Below are 14,613 nucleotides of genomic sequence, written 5' to 3' on the forward strand. Positions count from 1 at the left end.
GGGGCTAGTCCTCGTGGGTGAACTTCTCGATGGTGTCGTCGGCGGCGGTCTCGTCCGCGATCGTCTGCATCCGCTCGATGAACGCCTCGGGCGTCGTCTCGGCGTTGATGAGCTGGCCGAGCGCGGGGCGCACCTCCTCGTTCATCTTCGTGTACCAGAAGCGGAACTTCGGCTGGAACATGTCGTCCGGATTGGACACCAGCGCGTCCGTCATCTTCGCGGCCTCGTTGTCGAGCTGCACGCCCTTGACCACCGTCGCGGCCTGCACCGTGTCCGCGAAGACCTGCGAGCCCTCGCTCGAGAGCATGATCCGCAGGTACTCGTAGGCGCCCGCGAGGTTCGTCGCGTTCTTCGGCACCACGAACGGCTCCTCGCCGCCAGCGCTGATCAGCCCCGGCTGCGCGCTGCCCGCCAGCGCCGGGACGCCCATCGGCGCGTACTCGAAGCCCTCAGGGGCGATCGAGCGCTGCTCGTTGGGAAGCCACGACCCGCACGGCAGGAACGCGGCCTCGTTGTTGTTGAACGCCGTCTGCGACTGGATGTGGTCGATGCCCGCGCTGCCCTCCAGGAGGTGCCCGTCCTTGCCGAGGCTGTGCATCGCCTGGGCCGCAAGCAGCACCGACTCGTGGCCCCAGGCGCCTTCCTTGAGGTTGTCGATGTCCTTGAGGACCTGGACACCGCCATGGCGACCGGCGAGCATGAGGAACATGTCGTACAGGTACACCGGGTGCTGCCCGGCGTACGTCCACGGCGCGATCCCGGCGGCCTTGATGGTCGGGCAGAGCGCGATCATCTCGTCCCACGTGGTCGGCGGGGTCCAGCCCTGGTCGCGGAAGAGCTTGGCGTCGTACCAGATCGTCCACGCACTGAACACGTAGTTGAGCGCGTAGACCTTGCCGTTGAACGTGCCCGATTCGAGCACGCCGTCGCGCAGGGTGTCGCGGACGGTGACCGCCGGGTCGTCGTACGAGGGCGCGTCGAGCAGCGGCGTGAGCTCGGCGAGCTCCCCGTCGCTGACGAGCGCGTCCATCGGGATCTGCTGCGCGCCCGAGTTGTCGAGGACGTCGGCGGGCTTGCCTTCGGCGAAGCGCGGCTGCTGGGTCTCGGCGATCGCCTGCGTGGCGAGGTGCTCGACCTCGGCGTCGGGGAAGGCCCGGTTGTAGATCTCCTGGTGGGCGATGGCGTAGTCCTGGCCGAAGCCGCCGTCGAAGATGACGACGTTCAACGGCGCCTTGGGGTCGACGCCGAAGGGGTTCTCGGCGTCCTCCCCAACGGTGACCTCGTCGCCTTCGTCGTCCCCGCCGCTGGTGGCGCACGCCCCCAGCGAGGAGGCCGCGAGTCCGGCCGCAGTGGCGCCGAACAGGTTGCGGCGGTTGAACATCGGGTGCTTGTCGGCTGGCGTGTTCCTCATGGTCGCTCCTTCAAGGGGTAGCAGGTTGGGCATGACCGCAGTGGACGGCGGGAGGGTCAGCTCGCTCCGTTCCGGGAGTTGTTGCGGGTCGGCCGGTGGCCGACCACGGCCCGGGCCCGTGACTCGAGTGCTTCGAGGGCCGCGGGGAAGCGCCGCTGCGCGACCGCGATGTGGACGAGGTCGGCGACGAGCAGCGCGGAGTGCCGGGACGCGAGCAGGTCGGCGCGGTGGCCGGTGCGGGTGGTGGCCGAGACGAGGCAGATGTCGGCGATCTCGCCGAGCGCCGACTCTCCGTCGCCGGTGAGGGCCACGGTGAGGGCGCCGCGGCTGTCGGCCTCCGAGAGCATCTCGATGACCTCGGCCGTGGAGCCGGAGAGGGAGACGGCGAAGGCGACGTCGCCTTCGCCGAGGAGGGCGGCGCTGGCGAGGGCGTCGTGGACTTCCGTCCAGACCCAGGCGGCGACGCCGGTGCGGTAGAAGCCCATCTGGAGTTCGCGGGCGACGGTGGCGCTGGTGCCGACGCCGTAGACGTCGACGCGGCGGGCGTCGCAGACTCTGGCGGCGACGCGTTCGACGGCGTCGAGGTCGAGGGTGTCCACAGTGTCGCGGAGCATCGCGGCGTCGATGGTGATGAGCTGCTTCAACACCCGGTCGAGGGGGTCGGAGGGTGCGATCTCCTGGCCGATGTTGACGTCCCAGCCGGTCTCGCGGCGGGCGGAGGCGCGTCCCGTTTCGGTTGCGATTGCAACCCTGAGGGCTGCGTAACCGTCATATCCGAGATGGCGGCAGAATCGAGTGATGGTTCCTGGGGAGGTGCCGGAGATTTCAGCGAGGTCCATGATCGTCGCCCGAGCCGCGGCTTCGGGGTCGGCGAGCACTTGTTCGGCCACTTTCGACATGGCTTCGGACAGTTCACTGGCGCCGTGGCGGATCCGTTCGAGGACTCCGGCCGCGGCGGGGGTGCTGGGTGCATCTGGGCTGGTTCGCTCCATTGGCATCCCCTTCGGGAGGTGGATGCAAGAAAAACTATTACCTGTGCCACACTCGTGTCAAGTTCGTGAGAATTATTTTTACTGGTTTGCACCGAAGGCGGATACTGCTGGTATCGCAAGGAGCGGGGACCCCAACATGCACGCAAGACTCGCCGTCGGCCTCGACGCCGGCGGGACCAGCAGCCGCGCCGTCCTCATCGACGAGACCGGCGCGGTGCTCGGCACCGGCGCGTCAGGACCGGCGAATCCGGTCGGCGGCGACCGGGAGATCGCGCTGTCCAACATGGCCCTCGCGTTCCAGCGGGCCCTCGGCGGCATCGACCCGGCCGAGGTCGGCTCGGTCTGCGTCGGCACGGCCGGAGCGCTCTCGCTCACCGAAGAGGTGCGCGAGCTCTCCGCGGACCTCAAGCGGCGCTTCTCCACGGACTGCGACGTCCAGGTCGTCTCGGACGCGGTGATCGCGTTCGCGGCCGGATCGTCCGCGCCCGACGGCACGGTCGTCGTCTCCGGCACCGGCGCGGTGGCGTTCGCGATCCGCGACCGCGCACCGGACACGCGCTCGGACGGCTACGGCTGGCTCTTCGGCGATGCCGGATCGGGCTTCTGGCTCGGCCGCGAAGCCGTGCGCGCCGCACTGCGGCATATCGACGGCAACGGCCCCGGCGGGCGACTCGTCGAGGCGATCATCGCCGCGATCGCGCCCGACAAGCGGCGCTCAGGCGCGTTGGTGGCCAAGTGCATGGCGGACCCGCCCGTGCGGCTCTCGCGCTTCTCCGCGCTCGTGTGCGAGGCGGCGGACGGCGGCGACCCGGTCGCCGAGTCGATCGTGGCCAGGGCCGTGGGGCACCTCGCCGAATCGGTCTCGTACGTCGTCGACCGCGAACTGCCGATCGTCATGGCGGGCAGCCTCCTCACGCGCCCGACCCCGATCGCCGCGCTCCTCCAGGAGCGGTTCCGCCTCGTCTACCCGAAGGCTGGCATCAGCAAGGCCACCGACCCCGCCATCGGAGCGGCCTGGATGGCCGCCAGCGCCTTCGTCACCGACCCCGAGGCAAGGGTCCGGCTACACCGCCAGCTGGCCTGGCGGTAGGCGGCGAACGCGCCCGCGTCCCACTGTCGTACCCCGATGGGACCATCGATTCGGGGGCGGCCGCACATCGCCGCCCTTATCGACCACTCGCGCGCTCAATCTGTCGCGAGCGCCCCCGACAGCCGTCCCTCCGCAGCCTCCAGCCGCGCCTTCGCCTCTGCCGCTTCGATGCCGAGTTCGAGCATGACCACCGCGGTCTTGACGTGCTCGCCGGAGGCGGCCAGGGCGGCTTCCGCGGCCTCGGCGTCGGCTCCGGTGATCTCGCGGATCATCCGCACCGCGCGGGCGGCGAGCTTCGAGTTCGCGACCTTCATGTCCACCATGTAGTTCCGGTAGACCTTCCCCAAGCGCACCATGCTGATCGTCGAGATCATGTTGAGCACGAACTTCTGCGCCGTGCCCGACTTCAGCCGCGTCGAACCGGCCACGACCTCCGGCCCGACCTCCACCTCGATGCGGTGCTCGGCCGCCGCCGACAGCAGCGTCCCCGTGTTGCACGAGAGTCCCACGGTGAGCGCGCCGCGCCGCCGGGCCTCCTCGACCGCCGCGACCACGAACGGGGTCCGGCCGCTTGCGGCCAGGCCCACCACCGCGTCGTCGGGGCCGATGTCCTCGGCGGCCATCGCCGCGACTCCGGCGGCCGCATCGTCCTCGGTGCCTTCGACCGCGCCGCCCTCGGCGGCCTTGCCGCCCGCGATGACCGCCTTCACCAGCTCGGGGTCGGTCGAGAACGTGGGCGGGCACTCGGCGGCGTCCATGACCGCCATCCTCCCGGCCGTCCCGGCCCCCACGTACCGCAGCCGCCCGCCCTTCGCGAGCCGCTCGGCCACGGCGTCGATCGCGGCGGCCACCTCGGGGAGCACCGCGGCGACGGCGGCGGGGACGCTCGCGTCGGCCTCGTTCATCGTGCGCGCCAGGTCAAGCGTCGAGAGCCCCTCGATCCCGGCATAGCGGGGATCGGCCTGCTCGGTTGCCAGCGCGGCCAGCTGGGTGCGCGCCTGCAGGCGCTCGGTCGTCTCACTCACAGTTGCGAGCCTAGCGCAATGAAATGAATTTTCATCCCACCGGTTAGGAATGAAGAATCCCGCCGCACCATGCACGGGCGCCCGCAGGTGTACGGTGTCGTCATGCCTGCCAGCCGCGCCGACACGCCCAACCTCCTGGTGCTCATCAAATCCGTCCTGCCCTCGCTCTCGAAGGCGGAGACCAAGGTCGCCCAGGAGATCATCCGCGAGCCCGAGGCCGCCTCCACCCGGACGATCACCGAACTCGCCCGCGCCGCAGGCACCTCCGAGGCCACCGTCGTGCGCTTCTGCCGGTCCCTCGGCCTCGCCGGACACCGAGAGCTTCGCATGCGCGCCGCCCAGGCCGTCATCGGCACCGGCGACGGCCCGGACCGCGAGATCGCCGGCGGCGACATCCCCACGGGCGCCGACATGTCCCGCATCATCGCCACCGTCTCCTACGCCGACGTCGGCGCGATCACCGACACCGCCAACGCCCTCGACACGGCCGCCTGCGAAGCCGCCGTCGCGGCCCTCGCCGCCGCCGGGCGCATCGACGTCTTCGGCGTCGAGGCCTCCGGGATCGTCGCCGCCGACCTCGTCAAGAAGCTGCACCGCATCGGATCCACCGCGTTCTCCTGGCCCGACGTGCACGCCGCGCTCGTCGCCACCGCGCTCGCGGGCCCCAAGGACGTCGCCGTCGCGATCTCCCACTCCGGGGCCACGACCGAGACCGTCGAGTTCCTCGAGTCGGCCCGCGACCGGGAGGCGACGACGATCGCCATCACCAACCACGCGCGGTCGCCGCTCGCGAAAGCAGCCGACCTCGTCCTCACCACCGCCGCCCGGGAGACCACGTTCCGGTCGGGCGCGACGGTGAGCCGGATCGCCCAGCTCATGGTCGTCGACTGCCTCTTCGTGGGCGTCGCCGCCAAGCAGCGCAAGCGGTCCGCGAAAGCCCTCGCCGCCACAGCGGCAGCGGTATCAGGCCGCCAACGCGCCTGAACGCGCCGGACGGCGGGGGCCCACCAGGCCCCCGCCGTCCGGTGTGGACTGCCGTCCTACGTGTTGTTGGCGAGGGCCAGGAGGCGGTCCCTCGTGCCGTTGAAGTGGTCGCGGTCGACGTTGCCGGAGATGCCGGAGACCGAGCCGGTGGCGGTGTACTGCCAGAACGTCCAGGTCGTCGAGCTCCAGCCCGCCGGGAGCGTCGGGGACGAGGCGCCCCAGTGCGCGATCCACAAGGGGCTCTTGGACGCCATGCCCGTCCACGAGCCGGTGCACGAGTTCCACCATGAGGCGGTCGTGTAGATGACCACGTCGCGGCCGGTGCGCGCCTTGTAGCGGTTGTAGAAGTCGGTGATCCACGTGCGCATCTGCGTGGTGGTCAGGCCGTAGCAGGCCGCGCCCGAGGGCGGGGCCTCCAGGTCGACCGCGCCCGGCAGCGTCAGGTTGTCCGCCGACCAGGCGCCGCCGTTGCTGGCGAAGTAGTCCGCCTGCGCGGTGCCGCTCGAGGAGTTCGGGCGGGCGAAGTGGTACGCGCCGCGGATGACCCCGGCCGCGTGCGCCGCCGGGTAGTTCGTGTTGAACCGGGGGTCCTTGTAGGTCGTGCCCTCGGTGGCCTTGATGTAGGCCCACTGGACGCCGGAGTTGCGCACCGAGGTCCAGTTGATCGAGCCCTGGTAGTTCGAGACGTCGATGCCGGCGATGCGCGTCTGCGCCTGCGCGGGGCTCGCGACGGCGAGCCCGGCGACGGTGAGGACGGTGGCCGCGATGAGGACCACGGCGGCGCGGAGTCGGTTGAGGGTAGGGGAAGGCTTCACTTTTACTCCCTGCTTGTGAGGAGATCAGTGGATTGGGAGGAGTGCACGGTTTTGCACCCGGAACCCAGTATGAAGAGAAGTTCCACAGGGAGTCAAGCGTGTGAAAATAACTTTCTACTACGTGCGAGTGAACGACTACGTGTAGTTCAGGCCGTGCCCGAAGGCGAACGCCGTCCCGCCGTCCGCACCGGGCACGTCGACCGGCAGGGTCCCCGTCGGATTGACCGCCCCGGTGATCACCTTGGCCAGGGACGCAAGGGAAGCCAACGTGTACGAATAGGACGCCAAGCTCGCGTTCACGGCGCTGTGCCGGGCCGCGTCGTAGGGCGTGCCCACCGCGGCGGTGACGACCGGGACGCCGGTCTTCAGCAGCTCGGCGACCAGCTTCGCCTGCGCGCCATCGGCTTCCACGCTGAACGTCGAGACGACGACGAGCCCGCGGCCCTTCGCGGCCTCGACGGCGGCCTTGACCTGGTCCGCGCTGGGCTCCTCGCCGGTGACGAGCGCTTCCGCCTGCAGCCCTTCGGCGTTGAGCGACTCCGTGAGCCGGGCGGTGGTGTTCTCACCCCAGCCGGTGACGAGCACCTTCCCGGTCTTGAACGGCAGCGTCCCGTCGTTGGCGAGCAGCGTGATCGAGCGGTCGGCGATGTCGGCGGCGACCTCGCGGTGCGCGTCCGAGCCGACCACGTCAGTGCCTGAAGGATCGGTGCCGGGCTCCGCGGCGATGCCGCGCGCGAACTTGAGCGCCAAGAGCCGCCGCACGGAAGCGTCGATGCGCTCCTCGGTCAGCTCCCCCGAGGCGACCGCGGCGAGCACCGACTCGTACGCGAGCGGGAAGTCCGGCGGCATGAGCAGCATGTCGACCCCGGCCTGCAGCGCCATCACCGGCACCCGCTCGTCGCCGTACTCGGAGCGGACCCCTTCCATCTCGAGGGAGTCGGTGACGACGACGCCGTCGAACCCGAGCTGCTCGCGCAGCAGGCCCGTGATGATCGGCCCCGACAGCGTGGCGGGCTTCAGCGAGTCGTCGAGCGCCGGGAACTGGAGGTGCCCGGACATGACCATGTCGGTCCCGGCCCCGATCGCGGCCGTGAACGGCGGGGCGTCGATCCGCTCCCACTCCTCGGCGGTGTGCGTGATGACCGGCAGGCCCAGGTGGCTGTCCGTGCCCGTGTCGCCGTGGCCCGGGAAGTGCTTGGCGGACACCGCGACTCCCCCGGCCTGGTAGCCGCCGGTCTGCGCGGTCGTGAACTCGGCGACGAGCGCCGGGTCGGAGCTGAAGGACCGCACCCCGATGACCGGGTTCGCCGGGTCGACGTTCACGTCGGCGTCCGGTGCGAAGTTGAGGTTCAGGCCCATCGCGCGCAGCTCGGCGCCCGCCGCTTCGGCCGCCCGGGTCGCGGCCTCGACGTCCCGGGTCGCTCCCAGCGGCATCGCCCCGGGGAACTGCGTGGCGGGCTCCCCGATCCGCACGACCGTGCCGTACTCCTGGTCGGTCGCGATGAACAGCGGCACCGCAGAGGCCTCCTGGAGGCCGTTCGAGAGCGCCACGACCTGGTTAGGATCAGTCAGGCCGTTCGCCCAGTCGAAGTAGATGATCCCGCCGGGCCTGAACTCGGCCACGAACGCTGCACCGTTGTCGGCCCCGAGCCGCTCCCGGTTCGAGTCGACCGCGTCGGCCTGGTCGGTATCGGCCGTCTCGCCGTGCACGTAGACCATGAACAGCTGACCGACCTTGTCCTTCAGCGACATGGCCGCGAGCGTCTCGTGGACCCACTTCTCCGCAGAGTCCGGGTCCGGCAGCTCGAAGCGGTCGGGCTCGTCCTCATCGCGCCGCGACACCTCGGCGATCACGGCACCGCCGCCGATGACCGCGAAGGCCCCGGCGACACTCGACACGAGCACGGTCTTGCGGGAGAGCTTCGGCGAACGCACCCGCCCATCCTGACCCAGACCCGCCGACCCCGCAAATCCGACCCTCGCCCCAACCCGCCCGAATCACACCCGCCCGCGCCCTTTCCAGACACAGAGAAAGCCGGGAGGGAGCGGATGCTCCCTCCCGGCGAAGACCAAGCCTGCGGCCTACTCCGGTCCGATGACGTCCAGCTTCGGGAAGTACGTCTTGTACCTCGACGTATCCCGTGTCAAGAGCCGATACCCCCGCACCATCGCGTGCCCCCCGATATAGAAATCGGGCAGCGGTGAGCGCTTCGAGCCTCCGCGTTGCTTGTACAGCTTGAAAGCTTTGCCCGCCAGGAAAGCCGCCGAGTATGGCAGCGGCTCCCGCACCACGGTGTGCGGCGGAATCAAGGCTTCGAGATCCTCGGCCCGATCGAACCGCACCGAGAGCTCCGCGTAGATCAGCGGGTTGGTACAGAGCGGGCCCTCGTTGAACGCCTCACTGAGTGCCGCCTCGGACCAGGACTTCCACTCCGAGTCGGGGCCGAAGGAATCGAGCCAGATGTTGCTGTCGACGAGCGTCCACACCAGCTCATTCGCCACGCAGCATCTCCATGAGCTCGTCCGTCGTCTTGTCCATGTTCGCTGTCCCGCGCCCGGAGATGCTGCGCACGAAGCGCTGGCCGCGCGTTTCCGTGCTCGGCACCGGCCTCAGTACGACCTCGCCGTCAACCTCGACCATCTCGAACTCGTCTCCGGGGAGCCACCCGAGGCGGCTACGGATCTCGGCAGGCACAGTGACCTGCCCCTTCGTGTTCATCAGCATGTTCACTGTCACCTTTCCAAGATACGTATCAGGAGGTAATACCTACTGCATTTTAACTCCGTTCACGTGTCGCGCGTACCTTTCGCGGAGACGACGAAAGCCGGGAGGGAGCGGATGCTCCCTCCCGGCTTCACAAGCCGTTCTAACTGCTTAGAACTTGAGGCCGTTCTCGCGGGCGGCGTCGGCCAGGGCCGCGACGCGACCGTGGTACTTGACACCACCGCGGTCGAACACGACCGCTTCGACACCGGCGGCCTTGGCGCGCTCGGCGACGAGCTTGCCGACCTCGGTCGCCTTCGCGGTCTTGTCGCCCTCGAACGCGCGCAGACCGGGCTCCACCGTCGACGCGGCGGCCAGCGTGTGGCCCGTCACGTCGTCGATGACCTGAGCCACGATGTGCTTCGAGGAGCGGAAGACCGCCAGGCGCGGCTGAGCGGCCGTGCCGGTGATCTTCTTGCGACCACGGAAGTGACGCCGGTTCTTGCCGATCCGGCGACGCTCGGAGACCGAGCCGGACGGGCGGCGGTTTTCGAGTTTGCTCGCCATTACTTACCTGCCTTCCCGGCCTTGCGGCGGATGCGCTCGTCGACGTACTTGACGCCCTTGCCCTTGTAGGGCTCCGGCGGACGCAGGCGACGGATGTTCGACGCGACCTGGCCGACGAGCTGCTTGTCGATGCCCTCGACGTGCAGCAGGGTCGGCTTCTCGACCGTGAACGAGATCCCCTCAGGGGCGTCGACCTGGATGGTGTGGGAGAAGCCGAGGCTCATCTCCACGCCCTTGCCCTTGGCGACGGCCCGGTAACCGGTGCCGTTGATCTCGAGGGACTTCTTGTAGCCCTCCGAGACGCCGACGACCAGGTTGTTGACGAGGCTGCGCGCGAGGCCGTGCAGGGCCCGCGACTTGCGCTCGTCGTTGGGGCGGGTGACGTTGAGCGACCCGTCCTCGTTCTTCTCGATGGCGATCGGCTCGGGCAGCTCGATGCTGAGCTGGCCCTTGGGGCCCTTCACGGTCACCGTCGCACCGTCGATCTTGACGTCGACGCCGGAGGGCACCAGAATCGGCTGCTTCCCAATGCGGGACATGCTTATACCCTCCTGCTACCAGACGTAGGCGATGACTTCGCCGCCCACGCCGCGCTTGCGAGCCTGACGGTCCGTCAGCAGGCCCTGGGACGTGGACACGATGGCCACACCCAGGCCGCCGAGGACGCGCGGCAGCTCAGTGGACTTGGCGTAGACCCGCAGGCCCGGCTTGGAGACGCGGCGCAGGCCCGCAAGGGACCGCTCGCGGCGCTCGCCGAACTTCAGGTCGATGACCAAGGTCTTGCCGACTTTGCCCTCTTCAGGGTCCACGACGCGCCACTCGGCGATGTAGCCCTCCTGCTTGAGGACCTCCGCGATGGAGGCCTTCATCTTGGAGTGCGGCATCGCGAGCTGGTCGTGGTACGCCTGGTTGGCGTTCCGCAGACGGGTCAGCATGTCTGCGATCGGGTCGGTCATTGTCATTAGCGTTGTTTACCTTTCTCACCCCGGTTCCCCGCCTTATGGAGCACGGCAGGGCCTGTGGCGATCGGAGCTATAGGCCTGGAGTTACCAGGAAGCCTTGTGGACGCCCGGGAGTTCACCCGCGTGGGCCATGTCGCGCACGCAGACGCGGCACAGGCCGAACTTGCGGTAGACGGCCTTCGGCCGGCCGCACTTCTGGCAGCGGGTGTAGGCGCGCACGGCGAACTTCGGCTTCCGCTTGGCCTTCGCGATGAGGGCTTTCTTCGCCATTAGTCGTTCTCCTTGAACGGGAAGCCGAGCAGCTTCAGGAACGCCCGGCCTTCGTCGTCGGTCTTCGCGGTGGTCACCAGCGTGATGTCCATACCGCGAACCCGGTCGATCTTGTCCTGGTCGATCTCGGGGAACACGCTCTGCTCGGTGAGACCGAAGGTGTAGTTCCCGTTGCCGTCGAACTGCTGGTCCGAGAGACCGCGGAAGTCGCGGATGCGCGGCAGCGCGATCGCCAGGAGGCGGTCGAGGAACTCCCACATGCGGTCGCCGCGAAGGGTGACCTTCGCGCCGATCGCCTGGCCCTCGCGCAGCTTGAACTGCGCGATCGACTTCTTCGCCCGGCGGACGAGGGGCTTCTGACCGGTGATGGTCGTCAGGTCCTCGAGCGCGCCGTTGATGAGCTTGGAGTCGCGAGCGGCCTCGCCGACACCCATGTTGACCACGATCTTCGTCAGACCGGGGATCTGGTGGATGTTGACGTACTTGAACTGTTCCTGCAGCGCGGGACGAATGTCGGAGCGGTAGGTCTCCTTCAGACGCGGCTGGATCTTCTCTGCAACGTCAGTCATTACAGGTCCTTACCCGTCCGCTTCGAAACGCGGACCTTGCGGCCGTCGTCGCCGAACCGGTAACCCACGCGGGTGGGCTGGTTGTCGGCGTCCAGGACCTGCACGTTCGAGATGTGGATCGCGGCTTCCTGCACCACGATGCCACCGGTCTTCGAACCGCGCGCGGTCTGCCCGGCCTTGGTGTGCTTGGTGATGCGGTTGACGCCCTCGACGAGCACGCGCTCGCGGTCGGGGTACGCCTCCAGCACCAGTCCCTCGGCACCCTTGTCCTTGCCGGCGATGACGCGGACTCGGTCGCCCTTCTTGATCTTCATCTCTTACAGCACCTCCGGTGCGAGGGAGATGATCTTCATGAACTGCTTGTCGCGCAGTTCGCGGGCGACCGGCCCGAAGATACGGGTCCCTCGCGGTTCGCCGTCCTTGACGAGGACGGCGGCGTTCTCGTCGAACTTGATGTACGTGCCGTCGGGACGGCGCGTCTCCTTGACCGTGCGAACGATGACCGCCTTGACGACGTCACCCTTCTTCACCCCGGCGCCGGGAGTGGCGTCCTTGACGGTGGCCACGATCGTGTCGCCGATACCGGCGTAGCGTCGGCCGGAGCCGCCGAGGACACGGATGCACAGGATCTCCCGCGCACCGGTGTTGTCGGCGACCTTGAGCCGCGACTCTTGCTGAATCACGTCCCGATCCCCCTACTTCGCCTTCTCGAGGATCTCGACGATGCGCCAACGCTTGGACTTGGACAGCGGACGGGTCTCCATGATGGAGACGCGGTCGCCGATCCCGGCCTCGTTGTTCTCGTCGTGAGCCTTGTACTTCTTGTTGGACCGGATGACCTTGCCGTAGAGCGGGTGCTTCTTGCGGTCCTCGACCTCGACGACAGCGGTCTTGTCCATCTTGTCGCCGACGACCATGCCTTCAAGCACCTTGCGTCGGCCGCGAGTCTGAGTTTCCTCGCTCACTTCTCAACCTCCTCGGGCGCGGAGCTGAGACCCAGCCGGCGCTCGTTCATGACGGTGTAGATCCGCGCGATCTCCTTGCGGACCAGACCGAGCTCGTGGTTGTTCTCCAGCTGGCCCGTAGCGTTACGGACCCGCAGGTTGAACAGCTCTTCCTTCTTCTCCACGAGCTTCGCCTGGAGTTCCTTGTCGTTGAGCTCGCGCAGCTCACCGGTGTCGATACCAGTAGCCATGACTACTCACCTGCCCCTTCGCGAGAGACGATGCGGCACTTCATCGGCAGCTTGTGGATCGCACGCTGCAGCGCCTCGTGGGCGATCTCCTCGGTCGGGTAGGAGAGCTCGAACATGACGCGGCCCGGCTTGACGTTGGCCACCCAGAACTCGGGCGAACCCTTACCGGAACCCTGACGGGTCTCGGCGGGCTTCTTCGTGATCGCGCGGTCCGGGAAGATCGTGATCCAGACCTTGCCGCCACGCTTGATGTGGCGGGTCATCGCGATACGAGCCGACTCGATCTGGCGGTTCGTCACGTAGCTGTGCTCCAGCGCCTGGATGCCGTACTCGCCGAAGGAGACCTTCGTGCCGCGAGTGGCCTTGCCCTTGCGCTTCGGAGCGTGAGGCTTCCGGTAACCGCGCGGCGGTTTCCGTGGCATGAGCATGTCGCTTAGCCCTCCTGCTTCTCAGACTCGGCGGGCGCGGCGGCAGCGGCCTCGGCAGGCTGAGCGGCGCCACGGCCACCACGGCCGCGTCCGCCACGGGCAGCGCCGGCTCCGCCGCGGCCACCACGGCCGCCGCGGTCGGGACCGGAGTCACGACGACGCTGCACCTGCTCGGCCTGCTCCTTGAGCGTGGCCTCACCCTTGTAGATCCACACCTTCACGCCGATGCGGCCGAAGGTCGTGGCGGCCTCGAACAGGCCGTAGTCGATGTTCGCGCGCAGCGTGTGCAGCGGGACCTGGCCCTCGCGGTACTGCTCCGAACGGCTCATCTCGGCGCCGCCGAGGCGGCCCGAGCACTGCACCTTGATGCCCTTCACGGTCGGGTTGCGCATGGCCGACTGAATGGCCTTGCGCATCGCGCGACGGAAGTTGACACGGCTGGACAGCTGCTCGGCCACACCCTGGGCGACGAGCTGAGCGTCGATGTCGGGGTTCTTGACCTCGATGATGTTCAGCTGGACCTGCTTGCCGGTCAGCTTCTCCAGGTTGCCGCGCAGACGATCGGCCTCGGCGCCCTTGCGGCCGATGACGATGCCCGGGCGGGCGGTGTGGATGTCGACGCGGACCCGCTCGCGGGTGCGCTCGATGTCGACCTTGCTGATGCCGGCGCGCTCGAGACCCTTGGTCATGAGCTGGCGGATCTTGACGTCCTCACCGACGTAGTCGGCGTACTCCTTGTCGGCGTACCAACGCGAGGTCCAGTCTGCGCTGATGCCGAGGCGGTACCCGTGCGGGTGGATCTTCTGCCCCATTAGGCGTTCTCCTCCTTCTCAGCGTTTTCGTTGGACTGCACATCGGCTTCGACCGGCTTCGGGGCGGCGGCCTTGGGCCGGCGAACCGAGGGAGAAGCGGACTGCTTGGCCTGGACCGACTCGACCACCACGGTGATGTGGCTGGTGCGCTTGTTGATCCGGTAGGCGCGGCCGTGGGCGCGCGGACGGTACCGGCGCATGGTCGGGCCCTCGTCGACCTTGATCTCGGACACCAGGAGCGATTCCGGGTCGAGACCGAGGTTGTTCTCGGCGTTCGCCTGAGCCGACGCGATGACCTTGTAGACCACCTCGGCCGCGCTGAAGGGCGCGAACTCGAGGGTCGTCAAGGCCTCGTCCACAGGCAGGCCACGCACGAGGTCGACGACGCGGCGCGCCTTGCGAGGTGCTACGCGGACGTACCGCGCCACCGCGCGCGCCTTCGGAGCCTCCTGCTCCACTGTTGCCATCGTTCTAAATCCTTCGTTCGTTTCTCAAAGCCCGTGGCCTAGCGGCGACGGCTCTTCCGGTCGTCCTTCTCGTGCCCGCGGAAGGTGCGGGTGGGAGCGAACTCGCCGAGCTTGTGCCCGACCATGTTCTCCGTGACGTAGACCGGAACGTGCTTGCGACCGTCGTGCACGCCGAAGGTCAGCCCGATGAAGTCCGGGGTGATCGTCGAGCGGCGCGACCAGGTCTTGATGACGTTCTTGCTCTTGGTCTCGATCGCGACGTCCACCTTCTTCTGCAGGTGGTCGTCGATGAACGGGCCCTTTTTGAGGCTGCGAGCCATGG

At 68.4% G+C, this 14,613-nt stretch carries 22 protein-coding genes; 2 read left to right on the top strand and 20 right to left on the bottom strand.

Annotated elements, in window-relative coordinates; genetic code table 11:
* Positions 1-4 precede the first annotated feature (4 nt).
* Positions 5-1,411: an N-acetylglucosamine/diacetylchitobiose ABC transporter substrate-binding protein gene (gene ngcE, locus ACGGCP_RS05430; protein WP_392961407.1), complete on the bottom strand. Its 1,407-nt coding sequence runs from the start codon at positions 1,409-1,411 to the stop codon at positions 5-7.
* Positions 1,412-1,467: 56 nt separating this feature from the next.
* Positions 1,468-2,403 (bottom strand): MurR/RpiR family transcriptional regulator, encoded by a 936-nt coding sequence (locus ACGGCP_RS05435; protein ID WP_392961410.1) that lies wholly within the window; start codon positions 2,401-2,403, stop codon positions 1,468-1,470.
* 136 nt (positions 2,404-2,539) lie between these two features.
* Here ACGGCP_RS05435 and ACGGCP_RS05440 point away from each other — a divergent pair, with 136 nt between their 5' ends.
* Positions 2,540-3,493, top strand: coding sequence for an N-acetylglucosamine kinase (locus ACGGCP_RS05440; protein WP_392961413.1), 954 nt, complete (start codon positions 2,540-2,542; stop codon positions 3,491-3,493).
* Between the two features lie 95 nt (positions 3,494-3,588).
* Here the strand turns inward: ACGGCP_RS05440 and murQ are convergent, their stop codons facing one another.
* A complete protein-coding gene (gene murQ / locus ACGGCP_RS05445) occupies positions 3,589-4,518 on the bottom strand; it encodes an N-acetylmuramic acid 6-phosphate etherase (RefSeq protein ID WP_392961415.1) in 930 nt (309 codons plus the stop codon).
* Between the two features lie 102 nt (positions 4,519-4,620).
* On the opposite strand from murQ, the gene ACGGCP_RS05450 reads away from it, so the two are divergent.
* Complete coding sequence (locus ACGGCP_RS05450; protein WP_392961418.1) at positions 4,621-5,502, top strand: MurR/RpiR family transcriptional regulator; 882 nt, start codon at positions 4,621-4,623, stop codon at positions 5,500-5,502.
* 56 nt (positions 5,503-5,558) lie between these two features.
* Here the strand turns inward: ACGGCP_RS05450 and ACGGCP_RS05455 are convergent, their stop codons facing one another.
* From ACGGCP_RS05455 to rpsS, 17 genes are all read right to left on the bottom strand, one after another.
* Positions 5,559-6,317: a lysozyme gene (locus tag ACGGCP_RS05455; protein WP_392961421.1), complete on the bottom strand. Its 759-nt coding sequence runs from the start codon at positions 6,315-6,317 to the stop codon at positions 5,559-5,561.
* 135 nt (positions 6,318-6,452) lie between these two features.
* A complete protein-coding gene (locus ACGGCP_RS05460; RefSeq protein ID WP_392961424.1) occupies positions 6,453-8,252 on the bottom strand; it encodes a glycoside hydrolase family 3 protein in 1,800 nt (599 codons plus the stop codon).
* Between the two features lie 147 nt (positions 8,253-8,399).
* Positions 8,400-8,819 carry a type II toxin-antitoxin system VapC family toxin gene (locus ACGGCP_RS05465; RefSeq protein ID WP_392961426.1) on the bottom strand — a complete coding sequence of 140 codons (420 nt, stop codon included), beginning with the start codon at positions 8,817-8,819 and terminating at the stop codon, positions 8,400-8,402.
* Positions 8,809-9,042, bottom strand: coding sequence for an AbrB/MazE/SpoVT family DNA-binding domain-containing protein (locus ACGGCP_RS05470; RefSeq protein WP_392961429.1), 234 nt, complete (start codon positions 9,040-9,042; stop codon positions 8,809-8,811). Before ACGGCP_RS05470 ends, ACGGCP_RS05465 begins: the two co-directional genes overlap by 11 nt.
* A gap of 150 nt (positions 9,043-9,192) precedes the next feature.
* On the bottom strand, positions 9,193-9,588 hold the full coding sequence (gene rplR, locus ACGGCP_RS05475) for a 50S ribosomal protein L18 (protein WP_392961431.1): 396 nt from the start codon (positions 9,586-9,588) through the stop codon (positions 9,193-9,195).
* Positions 9,588-10,127, bottom strand: a complete 540-nt coding sequence (gene rplF / locus ACGGCP_RS05480; RefSeq protein WP_270124209.1) for a 50S ribosomal protein L6 — start codon at positions 10,125-10,127, stop codon at positions 9,588-9,590. Before rplF ends, rplR begins: the two co-directional genes overlap by 1 nt.
* Positions 10,128-10,142: 15 nt before the next feature.
* Complete coding sequence (gene rpsH / locus ACGGCP_RS05485; RefSeq protein ID WP_392961435.1) at positions 10,143-10,550, bottom strand: 30S ribosomal protein S8; 408 nt, start codon at positions 10,548-10,550, stop codon at positions 10,143-10,145.
* 84 nt (positions 10,551-10,634) lie between these two features.
* Complete coding sequence (locus ACGGCP_RS05490; protein ID WP_030155111.1) at positions 10,635-10,820, bottom strand: type Z 30S ribosomal protein S14; 186 nt, start codon at positions 10,818-10,820, stop codon at positions 10,635-10,637.
* Positions 10,820-11,389 carry a 50S ribosomal protein L5 gene (gene rplE / locus ACGGCP_RS05495; protein ID WP_136528405.1) on the bottom strand — a complete coding sequence of 190 codons (570 nt, stop codon included), beginning with the start codon at positions 11,387-11,389 and terminating at the stop codon, positions 10,820-10,822. The genes ACGGCP_RS05490 and rplE overlap by 1 nt, the downstream gene beginning before the upstream one ends.
* Positions 11,389-11,703 carry a 50S ribosomal protein L24 gene (gene rplX, locus ACGGCP_RS05500; protein ID WP_270124212.1) on the bottom strand — a complete coding sequence of 105 codons (315 nt, stop codon included), beginning with the start codon at positions 11,701-11,703 and terminating at the stop codon, positions 11,389-11,391. Before rplX ends, rplE begins: the two co-directional genes overlap by 1 nt.
* Before the next feature lie 3 nt (positions 11,704-11,706).
* Positions 11,707-12,072 carry a 50S ribosomal protein L14 gene (rplN, locus tag ACGGCP_RS05505; RefSeq protein ID WP_387971890.1) on the bottom strand — a complete coding sequence of 122 codons (366 nt, stop codon included), beginning with the start codon at positions 12,070-12,072 and terminating at the stop codon, positions 11,707-11,709.
* Between the two features lie 12 nt (positions 12,073-12,084).
* Positions 12,085-12,354 (bottom strand): 30S ribosomal protein S17, encoded by a 270-nt coding sequence (gene rpsQ, locus ACGGCP_RS05510; RefSeq protein ID WP_392961440.1) that lies wholly within the window; start codon positions 12,352-12,354, stop codon positions 12,085-12,087.
* Positions 12,351-12,584, bottom strand: a complete 234-nt coding sequence (gene rpmC, locus ACGGCP_RS05515; RefSeq protein WP_392961443.1) for a 50S ribosomal protein L29 — start codon at positions 12,582-12,584, stop codon at positions 12,351-12,353. The genes rpsQ and rpmC overlap by 4 nt, the downstream gene beginning before the upstream one ends.
* Positions 12,585-12,586: 2 nt before the next feature.
* Complete coding sequence (gene rplP / locus ACGGCP_RS05520; protein WP_136528409.1) at positions 12,587-13,012, bottom strand: 50S ribosomal protein L16; 426 nt, start codon at positions 13,010-13,012, stop codon at positions 12,587-12,589.
* Positions 13,013-13,017: 5 nt separating this feature from the next.
* Entirely contained in the window at positions 13,018-13,824 is an 807-nt protein-coding gene (gene rpsC, locus ACGGCP_RS05525; RefSeq protein ID WP_205326517.1) for a 30S ribosomal protein S3, read from the bottom strand.
* Entirely contained in the window at positions 13,824-14,291 is a 468-nt protein-coding gene (gene rplV / locus ACGGCP_RS05530; RefSeq protein WP_392961447.1) for a 50S ribosomal protein L22, read from the bottom strand. Before rplV ends, rpsC begins: the two co-directional genes overlap by 1 nt.
* 38 nt (positions 14,292-14,329) lie before the next feature.
* A complete protein-coding gene (rpsS, locus tag ACGGCP_RS05535; RefSeq protein ID WP_208496280.1) occupies positions 14,330-14,611 on the bottom strand; it encodes a 30S ribosomal protein S19 in 282 nt (93 codons plus the stop codon).
* Between the last annotated feature and the right edge of the window lie 2 nt (positions 14,612-14,613).

The organism is Glycomyces sp. NPDC048151, assembly GCF_043202775.1.
GTDB lineage: Bacteria > Actinomycetota > Actinomycetes > Mycobacteriales > Micromonosporaceae > Glycomyces.

Bases quoted from the DNA above. Each gene is read 5' to 3' on its own strand.
- ngcE (WP_392961407.1), bottom strand. From the start codon at position 1,411: ATGAGGAACACGCCAGCCGACAAGCACCCGATGTTCAACCGCCGCAAC.
- ACGGCP_RS05435 (WP_392961410.1), bottom strand. From the start codon at position 2,403: ATGGAGCGAACCAGCCCAGATGCACCCAGCACCCCCGCCGCGGCCGGA.
- ACGGCP_RS05440 (WP_392961413.1), top strand. From the start codon at position 2,540: ATGCACGCAAGACTCGCCGTCGGCCTCGACGCCGGCGGGACCAGCAGC.
- ACGGCP_RS05450 (WP_392961418.1), top strand. From the start codon at position 4,621: ATGCCTGCCAGCCGCGCCGACACGCCCAACCTCCTGGTGCTCATCAAA.
- ACGGCP_RS05470 (WP_392961429.1), bottom strand. From the start codon at position 9,042: ATGCTGATGAACACGAAGGGGCAGGTCACTGTGCCTGCCGAGATCCGT.
- rplR (WP_392961431.1), bottom strand. From the start codon at position 9,588: ATGGCGAGCAAACTCGAAAACCGCCGCCCGTCCGGCTCGGTCTCCGAG.
- rplF (WP_270124209.1), bottom strand. From the start codon at position 10,127: ATGTCCCGCATTGGGAAGCAGCCGATTCTGGTGCCCTCCGGCGTCGAC.
- rpsH (WP_392961435.1), bottom strand. From the start codon at position 10,550: ATGACAATGACCGACCCGATCGCAGACATGCTGACCCGTCTGCGGAAC.
- ACGGCP_RS05490 (WP_030155111.1), bottom strand. From the start codon at position 10,820: ATGGCGAAGAAAGCCCTCATCGCGAAGGCCAAGCGGAAGCCGAAGTTC.
- rplE (WP_136528405.1), bottom strand. From the start codon at position 11,389: ATGACTGACGTTGCAGAGAAGATCCAGCCGCGTCTGAAGGAGACCTAC.
- rplX (WP_270124212.1), bottom strand. From the start codon at position 11,703: ATGAAGATCAAGAAGGGCGACCGAGTCCGCGTCATCGCCGGCAAGGAC.
- rpmC (WP_392961443.1), bottom strand. From the start codon at position 12,584: ATGGCTACTGGTATCGACACCGGTGAGCTGCGCGAGCTCAACGACAAG.
- rplP (WP_136528409.1), bottom strand. From the start codon at position 13,012: ATGCTCATGCCACGGAAACCGCCGCGCGGTTACCGGAAGCCTCACGCT.
- rpsC (WP_205326517.1), bottom strand. From the start codon at position 13,824: ATGGGGCAGAAGATCCACCCGCACGGGTACCGCCTCGGCATCAGCGCA.
- rplV (WP_392961447.1), bottom strand. From the start codon at position 14,291: ATGGCAACAGTGGAGCAGGAGGCTCCGAAGGCGCGCGCGGTGGCGCGG.
- rpsS (WP_208496280.1), bottom strand. From the start codon at position 14,611: ATGGCTCGCAGCCTCAAAAAGGGCCCGTTCATCGACGACCACCTGCAG.